The sequence below is a fragment of the Deinococcus sp. HSC-46F16 genome (genome assembly GCF_024171495.1).
GTDB lineage: Bacteria > Deinococcota > Deinococci > Deinococcales > Deinococcaceae > Deinococcus.
Genome location: NZ_JALJZW010000004.1, coordinates 130,417 through 149,055 on the forward strand (window position 1 = coordinate 130,417; position 18,639 = coordinate 149,055).

The window sequence follows — 18,639 nt, forward strand, 5'->3', positions numbered from 1 at the left end:
CCGTCGCCTGGGCTCGCGTCCTTACTGTGAGCCCGGCAACGTTTGCCCCGCCCGTGCCGTAGGGTCGGGTGGGAGGAACGATGCTGGAGATAAGGAACCTGAGCAAGACCTACGGGCGGCACGCGGCGCTGCGGGACGTGAGCCTCACGGCGGGGGAGGGTGAGGTCTTCGGGCTGCTCGGCCCCAATGGGGCGGGCAAAACCACCCTGCTGCGCATCCTGGCGACCCTCTTGCAACCGACGTCGGGCACCGCGAGCGTGGCGGGCCACGACGTGGGGCGCGAGCCGGAGGCGGTGCGCCGGGTGATCGGCGTGGTGAACGGCGGCATGGGCCTGCCCGCCCGCCTCACGGGGCGCGAGGTGCTGCGCTCCTTCGCGGGCTTCTACGGCATGACGCGGGCGCAGGCCGACGCCCGCATCGCGGAGCTGGACGCCGCGCTGGACCTGGGGCGCACCCTCGACACCCGCGCGGGCGAGTACTCGACGGGCATGAAGCGGAAGGTGGTGATCGCCCGCGCCGTGATCCACGACCCGCAGGTCCTGGTGCTCGACGAGGCGGCGAGCGGGCTGGACATCTTCGCGCGGCGCACCCTGCTCGACTTCGTGGCGGCGGCGCGGCGGCCGGGGCGGCTGACCCTCTACTCCACCCACGTCATGAGCGAGGCCGAGGAGGTCTGCGACCGGGTGGCGATCTTGCACCAGGGTGAACTCGTGACGGTGGGGACCATCCCCGACATCCTGGCGCGGACGAGCGAACGGAATCTGGAACGGGCTTTCTTCGCGCTGGTACGCGGCATGGACGGGGAGGCGGCGCGTGCGTCCTGACCACATCTGGCGGGTGGCCTCGCGCGATCTGCTCTCGACCCTGCGCGACCGCCGCACGCTGACGAGCACGATTCTGATCCCGCTGCTCCTCATCCCGCTGTTCACGCTGGGGCTGCCCCTGCTGCTGGGCAACTTCATCGGCGGGCAGGCGCAGGAGCGCCAGCAGGTCGGGGTGGTGGGCACGCTGCCCGCGCCCCTGCGCACCGCCCTGACCCGCGACGAGAAGGCCCCCGACGGCACCGTGATTCGCGCCGGGGTCGAACTTGTCCCCGTCGAGGACCCCCGCGCCGCCGTACAGTCGGGCGAGGTGGACGCGGCGCTGCGGGCACCCGAGCCGCTCCCCACCCGCGCGGGCGACGGGGCGGGGGAGTTGGAAGTGTACGCCAAGCTCGGCAACCTGCGGGCACAGACCGGAGCCTTCGCCAAAGTGCAGGCCACCGTGGAGGCCTACAACCGCGAGCTGGCCGTGCAGCGCCTCGGCGGGTTGGGGCTGGGGCCGCAGACGCTGACGCCCGTGACCCTCTCCCCCATCGACGCCAGCCCCGAGCAGGAGCGCCGCAGCGGGCAGCTCGCCTTCCTGATCCCGCTGCTGATGCTGAACTTCATCCTGACCGGGGCGATGGCGACCGCGCTGGACGCCACGGCGGGCGAAAAGGAGCGCGGTACCCTGGAAAGCCTGCTCGTCTCGCCGGTGCGCCGCTCGGAGGTGGTGGCCGGGAAACTGCTTGCCACGACGATCACGGCCCTGACGACCGCGCTCTTCAGTGTGGGCGGCTTCCTGCTGACCGGCGTGCTGTCGCGGACACTGCTCGACGGGAACGGGGCGAACGCCGAACTCACCCAGGCTTTCGGCGGGCAGCTCACGCTGACGCTGGGGGGAGCACTCGCCCTGCTGGGCACGGTGATCAGCGCCGCCCTGCTCATCAGCGCCATATTGATCGCCCTGAGCATCTACGCCCGCTCGTACAAGGAGGCGCAGACTTACGTCACGCCGCTCTCGCTCGCCATCGTGTTTCCGGCGGTACTGCTGCAATTCAGCGACTTTCTGACCCTGAGTGACGGCATCTACGCCCTGCCCCTCTTTGGGAGCATGGTGTCCATCCTCGACGTGGTGCGCGGCAACCTGACGGCCGGGCACGCACTGACCGCGATCGGGGCCAATCTGGTGGGAACGCTGCTGCTGGGGCTGCTGGCGCTGCGGTCCTTCCACCGCGAGGAAGTGATTTTCCGAAATTAGGACACCCGGCAGTCGGGGGCGAACAGCCGAGGGCGGACCCCCAGCACGGGAGGTCCGCCCTCGGCTTGAAGGGCTCAGTTGCGCCGGGTGGAGTCGGTGGGGTTCACCGGGTCCATCCCCGGCCGGGCGCCGTCGTCCATCCGGCCCTCGGTGGGGTCAGGCTGGCCCTCCAGCGCGGCGACCCCCGTCTCGTGGGGACGCACGGCAAGAGGGTCGATGACGGGCTCTTCCTTGCTCACGCTGTCCACCAGGATGTCGAGCACGTCCCCGGCGCGGGCCGCGTCGATGGCCTTGTGGGTGACGATCTCGCCGACATTCAGGATGATGGTGTCATCGGGAGCCAGGATCACGCGGGTCACCGGGCGGCCCAGGGCGTCGCGCACCTTCTGTTCCATCTGCTGCTGCTGGCGGTTCTCGAGGGCCTCCCCGGCCTCCTCGCGCTTGTCGCTGAACCACGACTTGGCGCGGTCGAGGAAGTTGCTCGCGCCCTCGCTGACGCTCGCCACGCCGCCGGACAGGGCGGCGGCGGTGCCCGTGCCGCCCCCCCCGGACTGCGGCGCGACCGTCGCGGCGATCAGGGCGGCGTCCAGGCCCAGGGTCCGCGCACGCTCGGCCACGGCGGGCGTCACGATCTGGCCCTGCACGGCGAGCAGGTTGCCCGTGGGGGTCCGCACGTCGCTGCGCACCCGGCGCCCGATGGTGTCCTCCACGGTGGTGGGTTCGCTGCGCCCAGTCAGGGTCTGCACCGTCTCCGCGAGGCTACCGCCCCCCGCCGCCGCGACGAGCGCTGGCAGACGCCCGGCCTGTTCGGCCCGCTCGGCGTGGAAGGGCGTGATGACCGTGCCCTGGTGAACGATGACTTCCTGCACCCCATCGGCCACCTCCGCCGTCACGTCGGTGGCGGCGGTCTTGCCGATCACGTAGTCCTTTTGGCGCTCGGCGCTGGCACCGCGCAGGTCGTCTACGCTGCCCTGCACCCGCTCCTTGGCGCTGCCGTAGGCCTCGGAGAGCACGCCGCCCGTCGCGGCGGTCGCCAGCGCGGCCAGCTTGCCCGCCCCCTCGGCGCGGTCGGCCTGCTCGGCGGTGATGGTCTCACCCTTGTGGACGATCACGGTGCCGTCCTCCAGGGTGATGTCGCCGCCCGCCGTCTTGCCGACGACGTATTCCTTCTGGCGCTCCTTGGTGGCCTCAGCGATGTTCTCGTAGCCGTGCTTGACGCTCTCGGCGGCGCTCTGGTAGGCCCCCTTCAGGCCGCCGGGCTCCTGCTCCTGCATGGCCGTCGCCACGCTGATGGGCACGATGGCCGCGTCCTGCCCGATCTGCACGTCCTCGGGCGCGGGCACGAAGCTGCGGCCGCTGGTCAGGTCGCTGAAAATGCCGCCCGTCGCGTCGTAGCCCTCCACGCGCCCGGTCGTCTCGTCAAAGTACACGTCGGCGATCTTGCCGAGGTTCTGGCCGTCGGTGGTCAGCAGGGTCATGCCGACGAGGCTGATGTTGGAGTCCAGCACCTCGGCGAGGCGGCCGTCCTCGCGGGTGGAGGTCACGGCGTCGGCACTGTCCACCATGATGGCGTCCTCGCCGACCGAGCGAATGGCCTCGAAGGGCACCACCCGCGCCGAGCGGAACCAGCCGCCCTCGTCGACGAGCAGCCCCAGCACCTGGTTGGCTTGATGGTCGAAGACGAGGTCACGCACGCTGTCGATGCGCTCGCCCGTGTTGATGGCCACGACGTTGCGGCCGAGGAGTTCTTTGCCTTTGATCATGCGAGTCCTCCGGGTGGAAGCCCCGGCTCAGAAGCCGAGGTTGAGGATGCCCTGGGGCTTGAGGTACAGGAAGTACGCGAGTAGGAACAGAATGAGCAGGATCAGAATGACGAGCAGCGCCGTGCGCCCGCCGCCCCCGCCGTTGCCTTGCAATCGAGCCATAAGTCAGCCTCCTTCGGGGAGTGTAGAAAGTCGGCCCCGCGCGTGGGAGGCTTTCTCCCTCACCCGAAGTTGACGCAACCTTGCGCTGCCCTTGAGCTGTCCACATGGTTCTCACGTGTTCCGGTCAAGGTGGGGCAGAGGACACCCCACCCAACGCACAATTCCTGTCAGAGTGGCTGATTCAGAATGAGGCATGGGTCAAGAGATGTTCAACGCTCTGCTGCTTCCCCTGCTGTTCAGCATGGTGGCGGGCAGCTACGCCTACCTGCGGTTCCCCGAGCGCCGTCCCAGGGTGCTGCTGACCCTGGTGCTGTTTCAGCTTGTCGGGGCTTACGGGCATACCAGCCAGCCCGACACGTCGCTTTTCGGCCTCCTGACCCTGCACCTTCTCGTCGTGGTGACGTGGCTGGCCCACTACCTTCAGACGCCGCAGGGACGCCTCCGACCGGAGCGGGTGCGCGGCGAGTAGAGCGGCCCAGTCGACAAGAAAGCCCCCACCCGAGCACAGGGTGGGGGCTTTGCTGCGACCTGAACCGGCTTACGCCTGAGCGCTCGCCTCCTTGCGGCCACGCTCCAGGATGCCGCGCAGCACGGTCTGGAGGATGCCGCCGTTCTTGTAGTAGTCGATCTCGACCGGCGTGTCGATGCGGCACTGGAGGGTGACCTCGCGGGTCTGGCCATCCTTCGTAATCCGCAGCGTCACGTCCTGACGGGGCTTCAGGTCACCGGGCAGGATCAGGTCGAAGGTTTCGTCGCCCTGGATGCCGAGGCTGTCGGCCGTTTCGCCGTTCTTGTACTGGAGGGGCAGCACGCCCATCCCGACGAGGTTGGAGCGGTGGATGCGCTCGAAGCTCTCGGCCACGACGGCCTTCACGCCCAGCAGGAAGGTGCCCTTGGCGGCCCAGTCGCGGCTGGAGCCCATGCCGTAGTCCTTGCCCGCGAAGACGAGCAGCGGCACGCCCGCTTCCTTATAAGCGGTCGAGGCGTCGAAGATCGAGGTGACCTCACCCGTCAGGAAGTTCGTGGTGAAACCGCCCTCGGTGCCGGGCGCGAGCTGGTTCTTGAGGCGGATGTTGGCGAACGTGCCGCGCGTCATGATGCGGTCGTTGCCGCGGCGCGAGCCGTAGGAGTTGAAGTCCTTGGGCTGGATGCCGCGCTCCAGCAGGTACTTGCCCGCCGGGGTGTCCGACTTGAAAGACCCGGCCGGGCTGATGTGGTCGGTGGTCACCGAGTCGCCCACCTTCACGAGCACGCGGGCGCCCTCGATGGAGGTGATGTCGCTCGGGCCGCCCGCCAGGGTCTCGAAGAAGGGCGGGTTCTGGATGTAGGTGGACTCGGGGTTCCAGTTGTACAGTGCCCCCTCGGCGACGGGAATCGCGTTCCACTGCTCGTTGCTCTTCTCGATGCCGTCGTAGACGCGCTTGAACATCTCGGCGTTGATCGCCTGATCCATGATCTGCTGGATCTCGGCGCCCGTCGGCCACAGGTCGCGCAGGTACACGGGCTGACCCTCCGGGTCCGTCCCGATGGGGTCGTTCACGATGTCGTTCACGACCGTGCCCGCGAGCGCGTAGGCCACGACCAGGGGCGGCGAGGCGAGGTAGTTCGCCTTGATGTGGGGGTTCACGCGGCCCTCGAAGTTGCGGTTGCCCGACAGCACCGAGGCGACCACGAGGTTGCCTTCCTCGATGGCCTGCACGGTGGGTTCGGGCAGCGGCCCGGAGTTGCCGATGCAGGTCATGCAGCCGTACCCGACCGTGTTGAAACCGATCTGGTCGAGATAGTCCTGCAGCCCAGCGGCTTCGAGGTACTCGGTGACGACCTTGGAGCCGGGCGCGAGGCTGGTCTTGACCCAGGGCTTGGGCTTCAGGCCGCGCTCGACGGCCTTCTTGGCGACGAGACCCGCGGCGATCAGCACGCTGGGGTTGGAGGTGTTCGTGCAGGAGGTGATCGACGCCAGCGTCACCGCGCCGTGCCCGATCTTGATCTCGGTGCCGCCGATGGTCCCCTGCGCGTCCAGCTTGTCCTGGCCCAACTCGAAGCCCCGGTTCTTGATGGGCGCGGTCAGGGCCTCAGCGAACACGGTGTGCATGTCGGTCAGGTCCACCCGGTCCTGGGGGCGCTTCGGCCCGGCGAGGCTGGGCACGATGGTGGAGAGGTCGAGTTCGATGGTGTCGGTGAAGACGGGATCGGGCGTCTCGTCGGTGCGGAACATGCCCTGGGCCTTGTAGTACGCCTCCACGAGTTCGATCTCGTCCTCCAGGCGGCCCGTGCGGCGCAGGTAGCGCAGCGCTTCCTCGTCCACCGGGAAAAAGCCCATCGTGGCGCCGTACTCGGGGGCCATGTTCGCGATGGTCGCGCGGTCGGGCAGGGTCATGCTGCTCAGGCCCGCCCCGTAGAACTCCACGAACTTGCCCACCACGCCCTTCTCGCGCAGCATCTGCGTGACGCGCAGCGCGAGGTCGGTGGCGGTCGCGCCCTCGGGCATCGCGCCCGTGATCTTGAAGCCGATCACCTCGGGCATCAGCATGTAGATGGGCTGGCCCAGCATCACGGCCTCGGCCTCGATGCCGCCCACGCCCCAGCCCACGATGCCCAGGCCGTTGATCATGGTGGTGTGGCTGTCGGTCCCCACGAGCGAATCGGGATACACGACCACGCCGTCGTCCTCGGGGCGGCTCTGCACGCCCTTGGCGAGGTACTCGAGGTTGACCTGGTGGATGATGCCGGAAGCGGGCGGCACCACGCCGAAGTTGTCGAAGGCCTGCTGGCCCCACCGCAGGAACTCGTAGCGCTCGCGGTTGCGCTCGAACTCCAGTGCCATGTTGTTGGCGAGCGCGAAGTCGGTGCCGAACTCGTCGACCTGCACCGAGTGGTCGATCACGAGGTCGACCGGAATCAGTGGGTTGATCTGGTTGGGATCACCGCCGAGCTTGACCATCGCGTCGCGCATGGAGGCGAGGTCCACGACGGCGGGCACGCCCGTGAAGTCCTGAAGGATCACGCGGGCGGGCTTGAAGGGAATCTCGATCTCCTCGTTGACGGGCTTCCAGTTCGCGACGGCGCGAACATCCTCCTCGCGCACGTCGTAGTTGTTGGCCTCGCGCAGGACGCTCTCGAGCAGCACCTTGACCGAGAAGGGCAGGCGGGCAATGTCCGCGCCGTCCACCTGAAGCTTGTTGAGGTCGTAGAAATAGAGCTTCTGCCCAGCCTTGGTGGTGAGCACGTCACGCGCACCGAACAGGTTCATCGCCATGAATGGTCTCCTTCTGGCCGCCTTTTGCGGCAGGCCCCCGCAGAGCGCGGGAAAGATGCCCCCATCATAGGCGGAGCGCCCCCAGGACACCCCGTCTCCGGCACAGGAACGCCGTTACCCCTGCAGGGACAACAAGACGGGGTGAGAGGATGACCCATGTCCGGCCCCCTGCACGGCTTCACGGTCCTGAGCCTCGCGCCCAACCTGCCCGGCCCGCTCGCCGCCGCCGCGCTGCGGGACGATGGGGCGCGGGTGGTCAAGGTGGAGCCGCCGGGGGGTGACCCCTTCGCGGCCTGGGCGCCGGACGGGTACGCGGAGTTGACGCGGGGGGTGGAGGTGCGGCGCCTCGACCTCAAGGGGACGGCGGGACAGGTGGAGTTGCGGGAACTGCTGGCGGACACGGACCTCCTGCTCACAAGCAGCCGTCCCTCGGCGCTGGCGCGGCTGGGGCTGGATGGGGAGACGCTGGGGCAGGACTTTCCGCGTCTGTGCCGGGTCCCCATCGTGGGGGATACGCACATGCCGGAGGTGGCCGGGCACGACCTGACCTATGTGGCCCAGGCCGGGCTGATCGACCCCACCCGGCCCGCCCTGCCACGCACCCTGCTGGCCGACGTGCTGGGCGGGCAGCGGGCCTATGCGGCGGCGCTGGCCCTGCTGCTGGGGCGCGAGCGCGGGTCACCCGAACGCGAGCGGGTGGTGGGCCTGGGGGACACGGCACGGGCGGCGGCGGGGCCGCTGCGGTTCGGGTTGACGGCACCGGGGGGACTGCTGTCGGGAGCCTCGCCCACGTACCGCCTCTATGCCACCGCCGACGGCACGGTCGCTGTGGCCGCGCTGGAGGTGCACTTCGCCGCCCGTTTCCATGAGGTGATCGGCCCTGACCCGGAAGCGACGTTGCGCTCGCGACCCACCGCCCACTGGCTCGCTGTGGCCCGCGACCACGACCTGCCACTCGCCGCCGTACCAGGCCAATCTCCTGTCCGGTCCTCCCCACCATTGCGCTCCGAATAGGGCGTTGAGTCGAACCCACCGGAGGAGTAGACTGGGCTTATTGAGAAGTATTCCTATTAATCCCAAATCCTGCCCGGAGGCCCCATGACCACCTCGACCCTGCCAACCCCCTCGCCCGCGCGTTCGCCGCGGCCCTTTCGCCTGTCCCCGGAACTGCGGACGGCTGTCCTGCTGACCACCCTGACGCTGCTGGGCCTGTTGCTGGGTCTGGTGGGCGAGCACCTGCTGGCGCTGCCCGCTGCCGTCTGGGTGGGGTACGGGCTGGCGTATCTGGCGGGGGGAATTCCCGCCGGGCGCGAGGCGGTGCACAGCCTGCTGCGCGAGCGCAAGCTGGACGTGGACCTGCTGATGGTGCTTGCCGCGCTGGGGGCCGCCTCCATTGGGCAGATGGCGGACGGGGCGATTCTGCTCTTTCTGTTCAGCCTGTCCAACACCCTTCAGGACTGGGCGATGGGCCGCACCAAGAACGCGGTTCAGGCGCTGATGGACCTCAACCCGGAGGGGGCCACCGTGCGCCGGGACGGTCGGGAGCGCTGGTGCGAACTGGGCGAGATCCGGGTGGGCGACCTGCTGGTGGTGCGCCCCGGCGAGCGCGTGGCCGCCGACGCGCGGGTGGTGCGTGGGCAGACCAGCGTGGACGAGTCGCCCATCACCGGGGAGAGCGTGCCGGTGGACAAGGGACCGGGCGGTGACCTCGCCTCGGGGACGGTGAACCTCAACGGCAGCGTGGAGGCCGAGGTGATCCGGCCCGCGGGCGAAAGCACCCTGGCCCGGCTGGTCGGGCTGATGGAGGAGGCGCAAACCCAGAAGAGCCGCGCCGAGAGCCTCACCGAACGGTGGGAAAGCCCCTACGCGACCGCCGTGCTGCTGGGTGTGCCGCTGGTGTTCGCGCTGCTGTACTACGGCTTTGGCCTCCCCACCGATGACGCGTGGTACCGGGCGATGACCTTCATGGTGGTCGCCAGCCCCTGCGCGGTGGTGATCTCCACGCCCGCCGTGATGCTCTCGGCGATGGCCGCCGCCGCCCGCGCCGGGGTGCTGTTCAAGAGCAGCGCGGCGCTCGCCGCGCTCGCCGGGGTGCAGACCGTCGCCTTCGACAAGACGGGCACGCTGACCCAGGCGAGGATGACCCTCTCGCACGTCCACGCCCCCGACGAGCGCTCGGCCCTAGCCCTGGCCGCCGGGCTGGAAGCGCACAGCGAGCACCCCATCGCGCGGGCGGTGGTGGCCGCCGCAGAGGACCGCGGGGTCACGCCGCTGGCCCTCACGAACGCGCAGGCCGTGCCCGGCCACGGCATCACCGCCCGCACCCCGGAGGGCGAGGTCGCCTGGGCGGGCAACCTCCGGCTGGCCGAGCGGCAGGGAGCGGTCCTCTCGGCCGCGCAGCGGGCCACACTGGACGGGCTGGCCGCCGCGGGCCGCAGCGTGGTGGTTGTGGGGGTGGGAAGCCGTACCCTGGGCCTGCTCGGCGTGGCCGACGCCCTGCGCCCCGGCATCCGCGACGCCTTGGACCGCCTCGCGGCCAGCGGCGTGCCGCACCGCGTCATGCTGACGGGCGACCGCGAGGAGGTGGCCCGCACCGTGGCGGGCGAGGTCGGCCTGAGCGAGTACCGCGCCGAGCTGCTGCCGGAGGACAAGCTGCGAATCATCGGGGAGTTGCCTGGCCCGGTGGCGATGGTGGGCGACGGAGTGAACGACGCCCCCGCGCTGGCCCGCGCCGACCTCGGGGTGGCGGTGGCCTCGGGGACCGACGTGGCGATCGAGAGCGCCGACGTGGTGCTGATGCAAAACGACCTGGGGCGGCTGGCGGGCGCGGTGCAGCTGGCCCGCGAGGCGCGGCGCACCGTGCGGCTGAACCTCGCCTTCGCCTTCGGGGTGATCCTGATCGTCGCGCCGCTCGCGGTGGCGGGGCAGGTGCCGCTGCCGCTGGGCGTGGTGGCGCACGAGGGCGGGACCGTCTTCGTGGTGTTCATGGGCCTGCGGCTGCTGCGGCGCCGGGTGTAGGGGCTAGGTCCAGGGGCCAGTTCTAGGGGAAATGAAGGCCCGCGCCGCTCCGGGAGGGGTACGCTGGCCTTCCACACCCACTTCACCCCAGGGAGGTCCACCCATGAGTGACGACAAGCCCCACCCCGCCGCCGACCGCAGCCCGCAGGGAGGCGCCAAAGACACCGATGACCTCAGCGGCGAGAAGGCCGTGCGCCGTCCCGGAATGGCCGAGAAAGGCCAACAGGTCGAGCAGACCCCGAAGGACGTGACGGGCGAGCACGACGCCCTGACCCCGCAGCGCCGCCTGCCCTGAGGGGCGCGAGGAGGCTTTCCATGAGCGACCCCACAAAAAGCGGCACCGGTCCCCAGGACAACGTGCCGCAGGAGCAGGTGCAGGACAATCCCAACTGGCAGACGGGCACCCCCAAGACGCCGAACGAGGGACAGACGGACGCCCACTGGGATCAGGTGGGGGACGAGAACGCGGACGCGGGGGCGGACACGCCCCTCACCGCGAATCTGGACGCTCCGACCCCCAGCGCCGTGGGCGGCGAGGCCCGCAACCCCACCACCCACGGCGGCATGGAGTCGGGCCTGCCCGCGAGTGGAGCGACGACGAAGCCGCAGAAGACCGTGGACGGGGACGAGCACAGCTAGGCCCCCGCCAAAGAGAGCGGAGCCTTCCCAACCCGGCGAAGGCTCCGTTCCCCTGCCTCCCTCCTCATCGCGGTGCTCCGTTCCGTTAAAGGGACAGAAAGCGTCCCTTCAACTCCTCTCCGACCGCTCTCCATGACGGATTCTCGCTCCACTCGGGCTGGACAAGTTGATGGGTTTGCCCTCAACTTGTCCAGCCACCGCTGTCAGTCCAGCGGCCCGAAGCTCAGCAGCACGTGTTCGGCGCTGAAGCCCGGTCCCATCGCGGACAGCAGCCCCCGGCCCAACGGCTCTCCGCGCAGCACCTCCTCCAGCACGAAGAGAACCGTCACGCTGCTCATGTTGCCGTGCGCGGCGAGGACGCGGCGGCTGGAGTCGAGCGCCCCTGAGGGCAGGTCCAGCGCCTCTTCATAGGCGGCAAGCACCTTGACCCCGCCGGGATGGACCACGAAGGTGCCCACATCGTCCCGGCTCCAACCGCGCCCGGCGAGGGCCTGCGCGACGTTCTCCCGCATCATCGAACGCACCAGGGTGGGGATGTCGCGCGAGAAGCGCACCTTCAGGCCGTCGTCCACCACGTCCCAGCCCATGATGTCCTCGGAGTCCTCGATCAGGGTGGAGAAAGCGCCGTGCAAGGCGGCCAGCGGGGGCGGGCCGGGCACGTCGGCGGCAGTGACGACAAGCGCCGCGCCGCCGTCCGCGAACAGGGCCGTTCCCACGAAGTTGCTCTTGGACTCGTCCCCTTTGACCAGCGTGAGGCTGCACAGCTCGACCGCCACGAACAGCACCCGTCGGAACCCCGCCCGCACGAGGTCGGCCGCCCGCGCGAGGCCCGACGCCCCGCCCGCGCACCCCAGCCCCCACACCGGGAGCCGCGCCGCGTGTGGATTCAGCCCCAGCGCCCCGATCAGGAAAGCATCGAGGCTGGGCGTGCTCAGGCCGCTGGTGTTCACCACGACCACCGCGTCCACCTCGTCCGGGGCCACCGCCGCCCGCTCCAAGGCCTCCCGTGCCAGCCGGGCCGTCAGGGCGCGGGCCTCCTCCACGAAGACGGCGTTTTTCTCGCCGAAGCCGCGCGACTTCAGGTACCACTCCAGCGGACGGGACAGGGCACGTGACTCGATCTGCGCGTTGTCGAACACGTCCAGCATGTGCGGGCGGGCTGCCATGCGCGGAAAGAGGGTGCGGGCGGCCTCGCGAACCTCGGCCTGGGGGGCGCGGTAGGGCGGGTGCCCGGTCACGAGCGAGCGCACCAGCGGCAGGGGCGAGGGGGCAGGCATGCGGCATTCTCCTCCCTCTCCGGCCGGGCACCGTGCGCTGCGGCACCGTCGGAGCTGACGGGGGCTTCACCGTTGGGGCACGACGGCAAAGGGGAGAAGGTCGCCCCCTCTCCCCCACCGGATTCCCGTTCGGCTCAGCGCCGGGCGGCCTGCTGCTGCTCCCACTCCTGGCGGCCCACCTCGTCCAGCGCGGCGAAGTCCTCGTCGGAGAGGGTGAGCGAGGCGGCGGCCACGTTCTCCTCCAGGTGCCCCACCTTGCCGGTACCGGGAATGGGCAGCATGACGGGGCTACGCCGCAGCACCCAGGCGAGGGCCACCTGCGAGGGGGAGGCGCCGAGGCGCCCGGCGATCTCGGTCAGGACGCTGCCCTCCTGCGCCAGCCGCCCGGCGGCGAGGGGATACCAGGGGATAAAGCCGATGCCCTCGCGCTCGCAGTGGTCCAGCACGTCCTCGGACTTGCGGTTGGCGAGGTTGTAGAGGTTCTGCACGGTGGCGACCGGGAAGACGCGGCGGGCGGCCTCGATCTCCTCCACACCGACCTCGCTGAGCCCGGCGAAGCGGATGACGCCCTCGTCGATCAGTTCCTTGATCGCGCCGAACTGCTCGTCCTGCGGCACGTGGCGGTCGATGCGGTGCAGTTGCCACAGGTCGATGCGCTCGACCCCCAGGCGGCGGCGCGAGATATAGGCCTGCTGCTTGAGGTACTCGGGGCGGCCCACCGGAATCCACACGTCGGGGCCGGTGCGGGTCAGGCCGCCCTTGGTCGCCACGACCACCGTGTCGTAGGGGTGCAGCGCCTCGCGGATCAGTTCCTCCGAGACGGCCGGGCCGTAGGAGTCGGCGGTGTCGATGAAGTTCACGCCGAGGTCGGGCAGGCGGCGCAGGGTCGCCAGGGCACCCTCGCGGTCGGCGGGGTCGCCCCAGATGCCCTCGCCGGTGATGCGCATCGCGCCGAAGCCCAGGCGGTTCACGCTGAGTTCGCCGCCGATCTTGAAGGTGCCGCTCGCCGCCGCGTTGGGAATGGTCTGGGTCATGGGTGGGTCCTCCGAGGGGGCATTCTGACGCGTGGACTGGTGGCCGAGGGTGAGCGGCGGGGGTTGCGCGGCAGGCGGCCGGGGGGTTACTCCTCCTCCGGCTCCCCCCAGCGCTCGCGGGCGACGAACTGCGGCAGGCGTTTGCGGTGGCGGCTGCTCCAGTCGATAGAAGGCCGCTTCGGGTCGTGCGGGAGGTAGCCCAGGCGGTAGACGGCCATCAGTTCGAGATCGTCGGGCACGTCCAGCAAGTTCTGAATGGCCTGCCACTGCCGGGGAATCTCCATCGGGGTGGAGACGAACTGGATGCCCATGCCCAGCGCCCCGACCGCGTTCCAGATGTTCTCCATCGCCGCGCCGAGGCCGAACACCGAGTAGAAACCGCTGAGTTCGCCGGGGCGGTACTCCGCCCTGTCCAGCAGCGCAGCGAGCAGCAGCGGGCTTCCGGCGACGAGCTTGCGGTTGTCTTCGCCCAGTTTTCTCGGGACGCCGAGTTGCCGCATCAGCCGCAGGCCCGCGTCGCTGAAGACCTGCCGGGTAAAGGGCCGCAGCGGGCCGGGCAGGTGGTCGATGTGGATGCCGTCGCGCCGCTCCTCCATCTCGGCCTCACTGAAGCGGAAGTAGCGGCGGTAGCGCTCGAAAAAGACCCCGGCCTCGATCAGCTCGGTCATGCTCTCGCCCGAGATGCGGGCGATCTCGGCGATGGTCGCCGGATTCTCGACGAGCACGAAGCGCCACGGCTGGCTGTTGAAGTGGCTGGGGGCGGCCTGCGCGACCCGCATCAGCAGGTGCTGGTGCTCGCGGCTGACGGGGTCGGGCCGGAAGGGGCCGTTGGTGGTGCGCCGGGCCAGCATCCCCTCGATCAGGGGAAGCGCCGGGGGATGGGCGGGAGGGGAACTCATTGGGGGCAGGCTAGCGCGGCCATGCGGGGACGGGCGGCCCCACCGCCCCTCACCACGCGCCCCACGCGCCCAGCCCGAACAGCCCCGCCGCCACGAGCGCTCCCCGCCAGTGGTCGGCCCGGCCCGGCTTCGTGCGTGGCATCAGGAGGAGCGCTCCCAGCGCGGGCAGCAGCGCCCAGCCTCCCGAGCGCCAGGCCAGCAGCACGGAAAGGCCCACCCCCACGCACACCGCGAAAAAGAGGGCGTGGTGCAGCCAGCGCACGACCCGCCAGCGCCCCAGTTGCAGCCCCAGCCCCAGCGTCAGGAGCAGCAGCAGCAGGGCGGCGGTGAGGAAGAGGGCGAGGTGGTGCGGGGCCATTCAGCCATGCTGGCACGGGTACGCTGGGAGCCATGCCCCGCCGCCTCGCCGTTCCCCTAGTGGCCCTCCTGACCCTGGCGAGTTGCGGTCCCCGCACCGGGGGCGAGGCGAACGACCTCACCGCGCAGGTCCTGTTCACGGGGAACGGCACTTACGACCGCCAGGGCGACCGCCGGGGCGTGAAGATCGCCGGGGGTCTGCGCGAGACGGTCTGGGAGACGGCCCCGCCCCTCCCCGCCCGCCGGGTCACGGTCCGGTACGACAGCGACGCCCGGCCGCTGGCGTGGGCGCTGGAGATCGAGGCCCCGGAGTTCAGCGCCGCCGACCTCGCCGGGGAGGGGGCGCGGCGGGTCCGGACCGCCGACGGGACCGGGGGCCTGCGCCCCGCGCCGGGGGGCCGCCTCGCGGAGACAGTGATTCTGGAGCAGCCCGGCGGCGACCTGCGGGTGGTCACGCGGGGGTATGCGGCGCAGGCGGAGGCGGGGGTGCTGCCCGCATTTCGGTAGCGGTCAGCCGCCAGCTTCCAGCGGGAAATGGTGAGGGAGCGGGGGGCGCCCGCCCCCTCACCCGTTGCTTCGCAACGCCCTCTTCCACGAGGGGGGAGGGGAAAAACAAGACCCCAGCCGAAGCCGGGGCTTTTGTTGCTGGCTGCTGGAAGCTGACGGCTGGCCGCCTTACTTCAGCAGCTCGCCTTCCCCGAAGAACAGCCCCAGCTCGCGCTCGGCGCTCTCGGGCGAGTCACTGCCGTGGGTCACGTTCTCGCCGGTGGTGGTGGCGAAGTCGGCGCGGATGGTGCCGGGGGCGGCGTTGGCGGGGTTGGTGGCGCCCATCATGGCCCGCCAGCCGGAGATGGCGTTCTCGCCTTCCAGGGCGATGGCGACCACGGGGCCGCCCGTGATGAAGTCCACCAGTTCGCCGAAGAAGGGGCGCTCGCGGTGCTCGCCGTAGTGGGTCTCGGCGGTCTCGCGGGCGATCATCATCTGCTTGAGGCCGACGATGCGGTAGCCCTTCTTCTGGATGCGGGCGAGAATCTCGGGGGTCAGGCCGCGGCGCACGCCGTCGGGCTTGATCATGGCAAAGGTGCGTTCCATAGCGCCCGCGAGAATAGCAGGCGGGGCGGGCTGAGCCCTTCATGTGACGGCCGTTCAGGGCCGCTTACAATGCTCGGGTGACGCACCTTCCTGACTCTCGCCTCTCGCCAGTGGCGGCGCGAATCGCGCTGACGGCGAGCGCGGTGGCCGCCGCCGGGCTGCTGCTGTTTCCCCTCGCCACCCTGGGGCGCGGCTTCGACGCCGACCCTGTCCTCCTGCACCTGACCGGCGCCGTGACCAACCTCAGCGCCAACCCCGACGCGCCCCTGCCCCCCACCGGCACCGTCCTGCCGCTGGGCTGGGCGGCCCTGGCCCTGCTGGTCGCCAGCGTGGTGGGAGCGCTGCGCCGCGCCTCCTGGGTGTGGCTGACGGGTCTTTTGGCCGCCGTGCTGGGCATCGCCGCCGTGGTGCTGCTGGGGCAGGGCCTGGGCGAGCAGACCGCCCGCATCGCGGCCGACACGACCCTGCGCCCCGGCTTCAAGCGGCAACTGCGCTCCTTCTACGAGGGCGGGGGCATGAACCTGGGCCTGTTCCTGACCGTGCTGGGTGGCCTGATCACGGCGGGGGCGGGCCTCAGCCGCTTTCCGGCGTGGTGGGAACGCCTCAACCGGCTGCGGGGCCTGCTGGTGCCCGCCGTCGCCATCGCGCTGGCGGTGCTGGTGGGCGCGGTGGTCGTCTTGATCGTGCAGCCCGCCGTAAACGCCTCGGGCACCCCGCTGACCCCCTGGACCGGCTGGCTCGCCAAGAGCGACCTGGTGTATTTCGTGTATTCGACCCTCTTCGCGCCCGTGACGGCGCTTAACCCGCTGCTGGAGAGCCTCAAACTGGCGACCCCGCTGATCTTCACCGGGTTGTCGGTGGCCTTTGCGTTCCGCACGGGCCTGTTCAACATCGGGGCGCCGGGGCAGCTCACGGTGGGCGCGATCATGGCGATGCTGGTGGGCGTGTACGGCCCGGCGGGGCTGGGCTGGGGCCTGCTGCCGCTCTCGGTGCTGGCGGCGGCGGCGGGCGGGGCACTCTGGGGCGCGATTCCGGGGATTCTCAAGGCCCGTTTCGGCTCTTCGGAGGTCATCAACACGATCATGCTGAACTACGTCGCCTCGGCGCTGTTCATCTTCCTGATCGGGTCGAACACCTTCACCTTCCTGGGGCGCGAGTACACGCTGCCCTTCAAGGCCGAGGGCTTCGAGCCCGCTTCCGAGGAGCTGCGCGAGGGGGCACGGCTGCCCACGCTGCTCAACCTGTTCAATGTGGGGAGTGACGGCAATACCGCGCTGACGGTCGGACCCCTCGCCGCGCTGCTGGCATACGTGGTGGCGCGGCTGGCGACGCGCCGTACCCCGCGCGGCGGGCTGATCGCGCTGGGAGCGGCGCTGCTCGCGGGGCTGCTGACTTGGCGCATCGGGATTCCGGTGACCGTGATCGGCAGCCAACTCAATGCGTCCTTCCTGATCGCGCTGGCGTGCGTGGGCCTGTTCGGCGTGCTGATGTGGCGCACGGCGACCGGGTACGCGCTGCGGGCGGTGGGCCTCTCGCCCCGCGCGGCGGAGTACGGCGGGATCAGCGTGGCCCGCGGCACCATCCTGGCGATGACCCTGGCGGGCATGTTCGCGGGGCTGGCCGGCACCCACTACGTGAACGGCGGGGCGCTTGACGAGTACCGCCTCAAGGGGAACATGCCCGTCAGCGTGGGCTTCGACGGGATCGCGGTGGCCCTGATGGGCCAGAACACCCCGGCGGGCGTGATGGCGGCCAGCCTGCTGTTCGGCACCATCGACACCGGCAGCGTGGGCGTGCAGCGGCTGGAGAACATCAGCCGCGACATCGTGGTGGTGCTCAAGGCCCTCATCGTGCTGTTTATCGCGGCGGGCGGGTTCCTCAGCCGCCGGGTGACCGATCCGCCGCCCCCCCAGCTCGCGGCGACGGGAGGTGGGGGCAACGCGGCCCCGGCGGTCGCGGGCCTGACTCCCTCGGTCGCCGCGCAGGAACGTGCGACCCCCAACCCCAACGTGACCCTCGCCAGTGAAAGCAACAAAGACGTGACCCAAGGGGGAAGCCAGTAATGGACGGCTTGTTCGCACAACTCTTGACCACGGCCTTCCTCGCCACCTTCATCCGCAGCGTGGTGCCGCTGCTGCTGACCGGGCTGGGCGGCCTCTTTTCCGAACGCAGCGGCGTGGTGAACATCGCGCTCGACGGCCTGATCATCTTCGGGGCGCTTGCGGGCGCGGTGGCGACGCTGGCGCTGGAACCCTCGCTGGGCTCGCTGGCTCCCTGGGTGGGGTGGCTGGCGGGCGCCCTCGTGGGCGGCCTGATCGCCTGGGTCCACGCGGTCGTCTCCATCAAGTACCGGGCCGATCAGGTGATCTCGGGCACGGCGATCAACCTGCTGGCGACCGGGGTGCCCGCCGTGATTCTGACCGCCCTGTACGGCAGCAGCACCGAAAGCCCCAAGGTGCAGAACGCCCTGCCGCTGTGGGGCATCGGGGAACTGCGCTTCAGCCCGCCCGTGTTCTTCGCGCTGCTCACGGCCCTGGTGACGTGGTACGTGCTGTACCGCACCCCCTTCGGCCTGCGGCTGCGGGCCACCGGCGAGCACCCCGGCGCGGCGGCCAGCATGGGCGTCAACGTGCGGCGGATGCGCTACAGCGGCGTGATTCTCTCGGGCCTGCTGGCGGGCACGGCGGGCGTCTTCCTGAGCATCGGCAATCTGGATTCCTACGTACGGAACATCAGCGCGGGCCTGGGCTTCATCTCGCTGGCCGCGCTGATCTTCGGGCAGTGGAAGCCGCTGGGCGTGCTCGCGGCGACGATCCTGTTCGGGTTCCTTCAGGCCCTGTCCATCACGCTGGGAGGCACCGACCTGCTGCCGCCCACGCTGGTGCAGGCGCTGCCATACCTGATCACGATCATCGCGCTGGCCTTTACCGGGCGCAGCGCGGGTCCCAAGGCGCTGGGCAAACCGCTGGACGGGTAGGCGGGGACGCGGGCATGTGGGCCGTGGGGGAAGTTCCCCTGCGGCCCTTTGGTTTGGGCCGGGCGTGTGCCAAGTTCGCGTCAGCCCCTCTCATCCCCGCGCCC

The 18,639-nt window shown here is 70.4% G+C and carries 18 protein-coding genes; 10 read left to right on the forward strand and 8 right to left on the reverse strand.

The window, feature by feature from the left end; translation table 11 throughout:
* Positions 1-80: 80 nt before the first annotated feature.
* Positions 81-824 (forward strand): ATP-binding cassette domain-containing protein, encoded by a 744-nt coding sequence (locus L1280_RS09910; RefSeq protein WP_253582036.1) that lies wholly within the window; start codon positions 81-83, stop codon positions 822-824.
* Entirely contained in the window at positions 814-2,061 is a 1,248-nt protein-coding gene (locus L1280_RS09915; RefSeq protein WP_253582038.1) for an ABC transporter permease, read from the forward strand. The genes L1280_RS09910 and L1280_RS09915 overlap by 11 nt, the downstream gene beginning before the upstream one ends.
* Positions 2,062-2,135: 74 nt before the next feature.
* Here the strand turns inward: L1280_RS09915 and L1280_RS09920 are convergent, their stop codons facing one another.
* Together L1280_RS09920 and L1280_RS15710 are read right to left on the reverse strand one after the other, a co-directional pair.
* Positions 2,136-3,824, reverse strand: a complete 1,689-nt coding sequence (locus L1280_RS09920) for a PRC-barrel domain-containing protein (protein WP_253582040.1) — start codon at positions 3,822-3,824, stop codon at positions 2,136-2,138.
* 27 nt (positions 3,825-3,851) lie between these two features.
* On the reverse strand, positions 3,852-3,986 hold the full coding sequence (locus L1280_RS15710) for a hypothetical protein (protein ID WP_256488195.1): 135 nt from the start codon (positions 3,984-3,986) through the stop codon (positions 3,852-3,854).
* Between the two features lie 193 nt (positions 3,987-4,179).
* On the opposite strand from L1280_RS15710, the gene L1280_RS09925 reads away from it, so the two are divergent.
* Positions 4,180-4,455, forward strand: coding sequence for a hypothetical protein (locus L1280_RS09925; RefSeq protein WP_253582041.1), 276 nt, complete (start codon positions 4,180-4,182; stop codon positions 4,453-4,455).
* A gap of 69 nt (positions 4,456-4,524) precedes the next feature.
* Here the strand turns inward: L1280_RS09925 and acnA are convergent, their stop codons facing one another.
* On the reverse strand, positions 4,525-7,242 hold the full coding sequence (acnA, locus tag L1280_RS09930; RefSeq protein ID WP_253582043.1) for an aconitate hydratase AcnA: 2,718 nt from the start codon (positions 7,240-7,242) through the stop codon (positions 4,525-4,527).
* Between the two features lie 156 nt (positions 7,243-7,398).
* Between acnA and L1280_RS09935 the strand changes: the two genes are divergently transcribed.
* From L1280_RS09935 to L1280_RS09950, 4 genes are all read left to right on the forward strand, one after another.
* The gene (locus L1280_RS09935; protein WP_253582044.1) at positions 7,399-8,256 is read left to right on the forward strand and encodes a CoA transferase; all 858 of its coding nucleotides are present in this window, start codon (positions 7,399-7,401) and stop codon (positions 8,254-8,256) included.
* Between the two features lie 84 nt (positions 8,257-8,340).
* Entirely contained in the window at positions 8,341-10,260 is a 1,920-nt protein-coding gene (locus L1280_RS09940) for a heavy metal translocating P-type ATPase (protein WP_253582046.1), read from the forward strand.
* Between the two features lie 103 nt (positions 10,261-10,363).
* Entirely contained in the window at positions 10,364-10,555 is a 192-nt protein-coding gene (locus L1280_RS09945) for a hypothetical protein (RefSeq protein ID WP_253582048.1), read from the forward strand.
* Between the two features lie 20 nt (positions 10,556-10,575).
* A complete protein-coding gene (locus tag L1280_RS09950; protein ID WP_253582049.1) occupies positions 10,576-10,899 on the forward strand; it encodes a hypothetical protein in 324 nt (107 codons plus the stop codon).
* A 203-nt stretch (positions 10,900-11,102) separates the two neighbouring features.
* Here L1280_RS09950 and L1280_RS09955 read toward each other — a convergent pair whose 3' ends face one another.
* The 4 genes from L1280_RS09955 to L1280_RS09970 form a co-directional block, all read right to left on the reverse strand.
* Entirely contained in the window at positions 11,103-12,176 is a 1,074-nt protein-coding gene (locus L1280_RS09955; protein WP_253582050.1) for a type III polyketide synthase, read from the reverse strand.
* A gap of 134 nt (positions 12,177-12,310) precedes the next feature.
* On the reverse strand, positions 12,311-13,210 hold the full coding sequence (locus L1280_RS09960) for an aldo/keto reductase (RefSeq protein WP_253582051.1): 900 nt from the start codon (positions 13,208-13,210) through the stop codon (positions 12,311-12,313).
* Positions 13,211-13,296: 86 nt separating this feature from the next.
* Positions 13,297-14,109, reverse strand: coding sequence for a nitroreductase family protein (locus L1280_RS09965; RefSeq protein ID WP_253582052.1), 813 nt, complete (start codon positions 14,107-14,109; stop codon positions 13,297-13,299).
* Positions 14,110-14,158: 49 nt separating this feature from the next.
* Positions 14,159-14,467, reverse strand: coding sequence for a hypothetical protein (locus L1280_RS09970; protein ID WP_253582053.1), 309 nt, complete (start codon positions 14,465-14,467; stop codon positions 14,159-14,161).
* A gap of 32 nt (positions 14,468-14,499) precedes the next feature.
* Between L1280_RS09970 and L1280_RS09975 the strand changes: the two genes are divergently transcribed.
* Positions 14,500-14,973 carry a hypothetical protein gene (locus tag L1280_RS09975; protein ID WP_253582054.1) on the forward strand — a complete coding sequence of 158 codons (474 nt, stop codon included), beginning with the start codon at positions 14,500-14,502 and terminating at the stop codon, positions 14,971-14,973.
* 168 nt (positions 14,974-15,141) lie between these two features.
* Here L1280_RS09975 and ndk read toward each other — a convergent pair whose 3' ends face one another.
* Entirely contained in the window at positions 15,142-15,558 is a 417-nt protein-coding gene (ndk, locus tag L1280_RS09980) for a nucleoside-diphosphate kinase (protein ID WP_253582055.1), read from the reverse strand.
* A gap of 77 nt (positions 15,559-15,635) precedes the next feature.
* Between ndk and L1280_RS09985 the strand changes: the two genes are divergently transcribed.
* Together L1280_RS09985 and L1280_RS09990 are read left to right on the forward strand one after the other, a co-directional pair.
* Entirely contained in the window at positions 15,636-17,621 is a 1,986-nt protein-coding gene (locus tag L1280_RS09985; protein WP_253582056.1) for an ABC transporter permease, read from the forward strand.
* Positions 17,621-18,535 (forward strand): ABC transporter permease, encoded by a 915-nt coding sequence (locus L1280_RS09990; RefSeq protein ID WP_253582057.1) that lies wholly within the window; start codon positions 17,621-17,623, stop codon positions 18,533-18,535. The genes L1280_RS09985 and L1280_RS09990 overlap by 1 nt, the downstream gene beginning before the upstream one ends.
* Positions 18,536-18,639: the final 104 nt, after the last annotated feature.

What these genes read in the sequence shown, in the direction of transcription:
- L1280_RS09910 (WP_253582036.1), top strand. Translation starts at nt 81, where the DNA reads ATGCTGGAGATAAGGAACCTGAGCAAGACCTACGGGCGGCACGCGGCG.
- L1280_RS09920 (WP_253582040.1), bottom strand. Translation starts at nt 3,824, where the DNA reads ATGATCAAAGGCAAAGAACTCCTCGGCCGCAACGTCGTGGCCATCAAC.
- L1280_RS15710 (WP_256488195.1), bottom strand. Translation starts at nt 3,986, where the DNA reads ATGGCTCGATTGCAAGGCAACGGCGGGGGCGGCGGGCGCACGGCGCTG.
- L1280_RS09925 (WP_253582041.1), top strand. Translation starts at nt 4,180, where the DNA reads ATGGGTCAAGAGATGTTCAACGCTCTGCTGCTTCCCCTGCTGTTCAGC.
- acnA (WP_253582043.1), bottom strand. Translation starts at nt 7,242, where the DNA reads ATGGCGATGAACCTGTTCGGTGCGCGTGACGTGCTCACCACCAAGGCT.
- L1280_RS09935 (WP_253582044.1), top strand. Translation starts at nt 7,399, where the DNA reads ATGTCCGGCCCCCTGCACGGCTTCACGGTCCTGAGCCTCGCGCCCAAC.
- L1280_RS09940 (WP_253582046.1), top strand. Translation starts at nt 8,341, where the DNA reads ATGACCACCTCGACCCTGCCAACCCCCTCGCCCGCGCGTTCGCCGCGG.
- L1280_RS09945 (WP_253582048.1), top strand. Translation starts at nt 10,364, where the DNA reads ATGAGTGACGACAAGCCCCACCCCGCCGCCGACCGCAGCCCGCAGGGA.
- L1280_RS09950 (WP_253582049.1), top strand. Translation starts at nt 10,576, where the DNA reads ATGAGCGACCCCACAAAAAGCGGCACCGGTCCCCAGGACAACGTGCCG.
- L1280_RS09955 (WP_253582050.1), bottom strand. Translation starts at nt 12,176, where the DNA reads ATGCCTGCCCCCTCGCCCCTGCCGCTGGTGCGCTCGCTCGTGACCGGG.
- L1280_RS09960 (WP_253582051.1), bottom strand. Translation starts at nt 13,210, where the DNA reads ATGACCCAGACCATTCCCAACGCGGCGGCGAGCGGCACCTTCAAGATC.
- L1280_RS09965 (WP_253582052.1), bottom strand. Translation starts at nt 14,109, where the DNA reads ATGAGTTCCCCTCCCGCCCATCCCCCGGCGCTTCCCCTGATCGAGGGG.
- L1280_RS09970 (WP_253582053.1), bottom strand. Translation starts at nt 14,467, where the DNA reads ATGGCCCCGCACCACCTCGCCCTCTTCCTCACCGCCGCCCTGCTGCTG.
- L1280_RS09975 (WP_253582054.1), top strand. Translation starts at nt 14,500, where the DNA reads ATGCCCCGCCGCCTCGCCGTTCCCCTAGTGGCCCTCCTGACCCTGGCG.
- ndk (WP_253582055.1), bottom strand. Translation starts at nt 15,558, where the DNA reads ATGGAACGCACCTTTGCCATGATCAAGCCCGACGGCGTGCGCCGCGGC.
- L1280_RS09990 (WP_253582057.1), top strand. Translation starts at nt 17,621, where the DNA reads ATGGACGGCTTGTTCGCACAACTCTTGACCACGGCCTTCCTCGCCACC.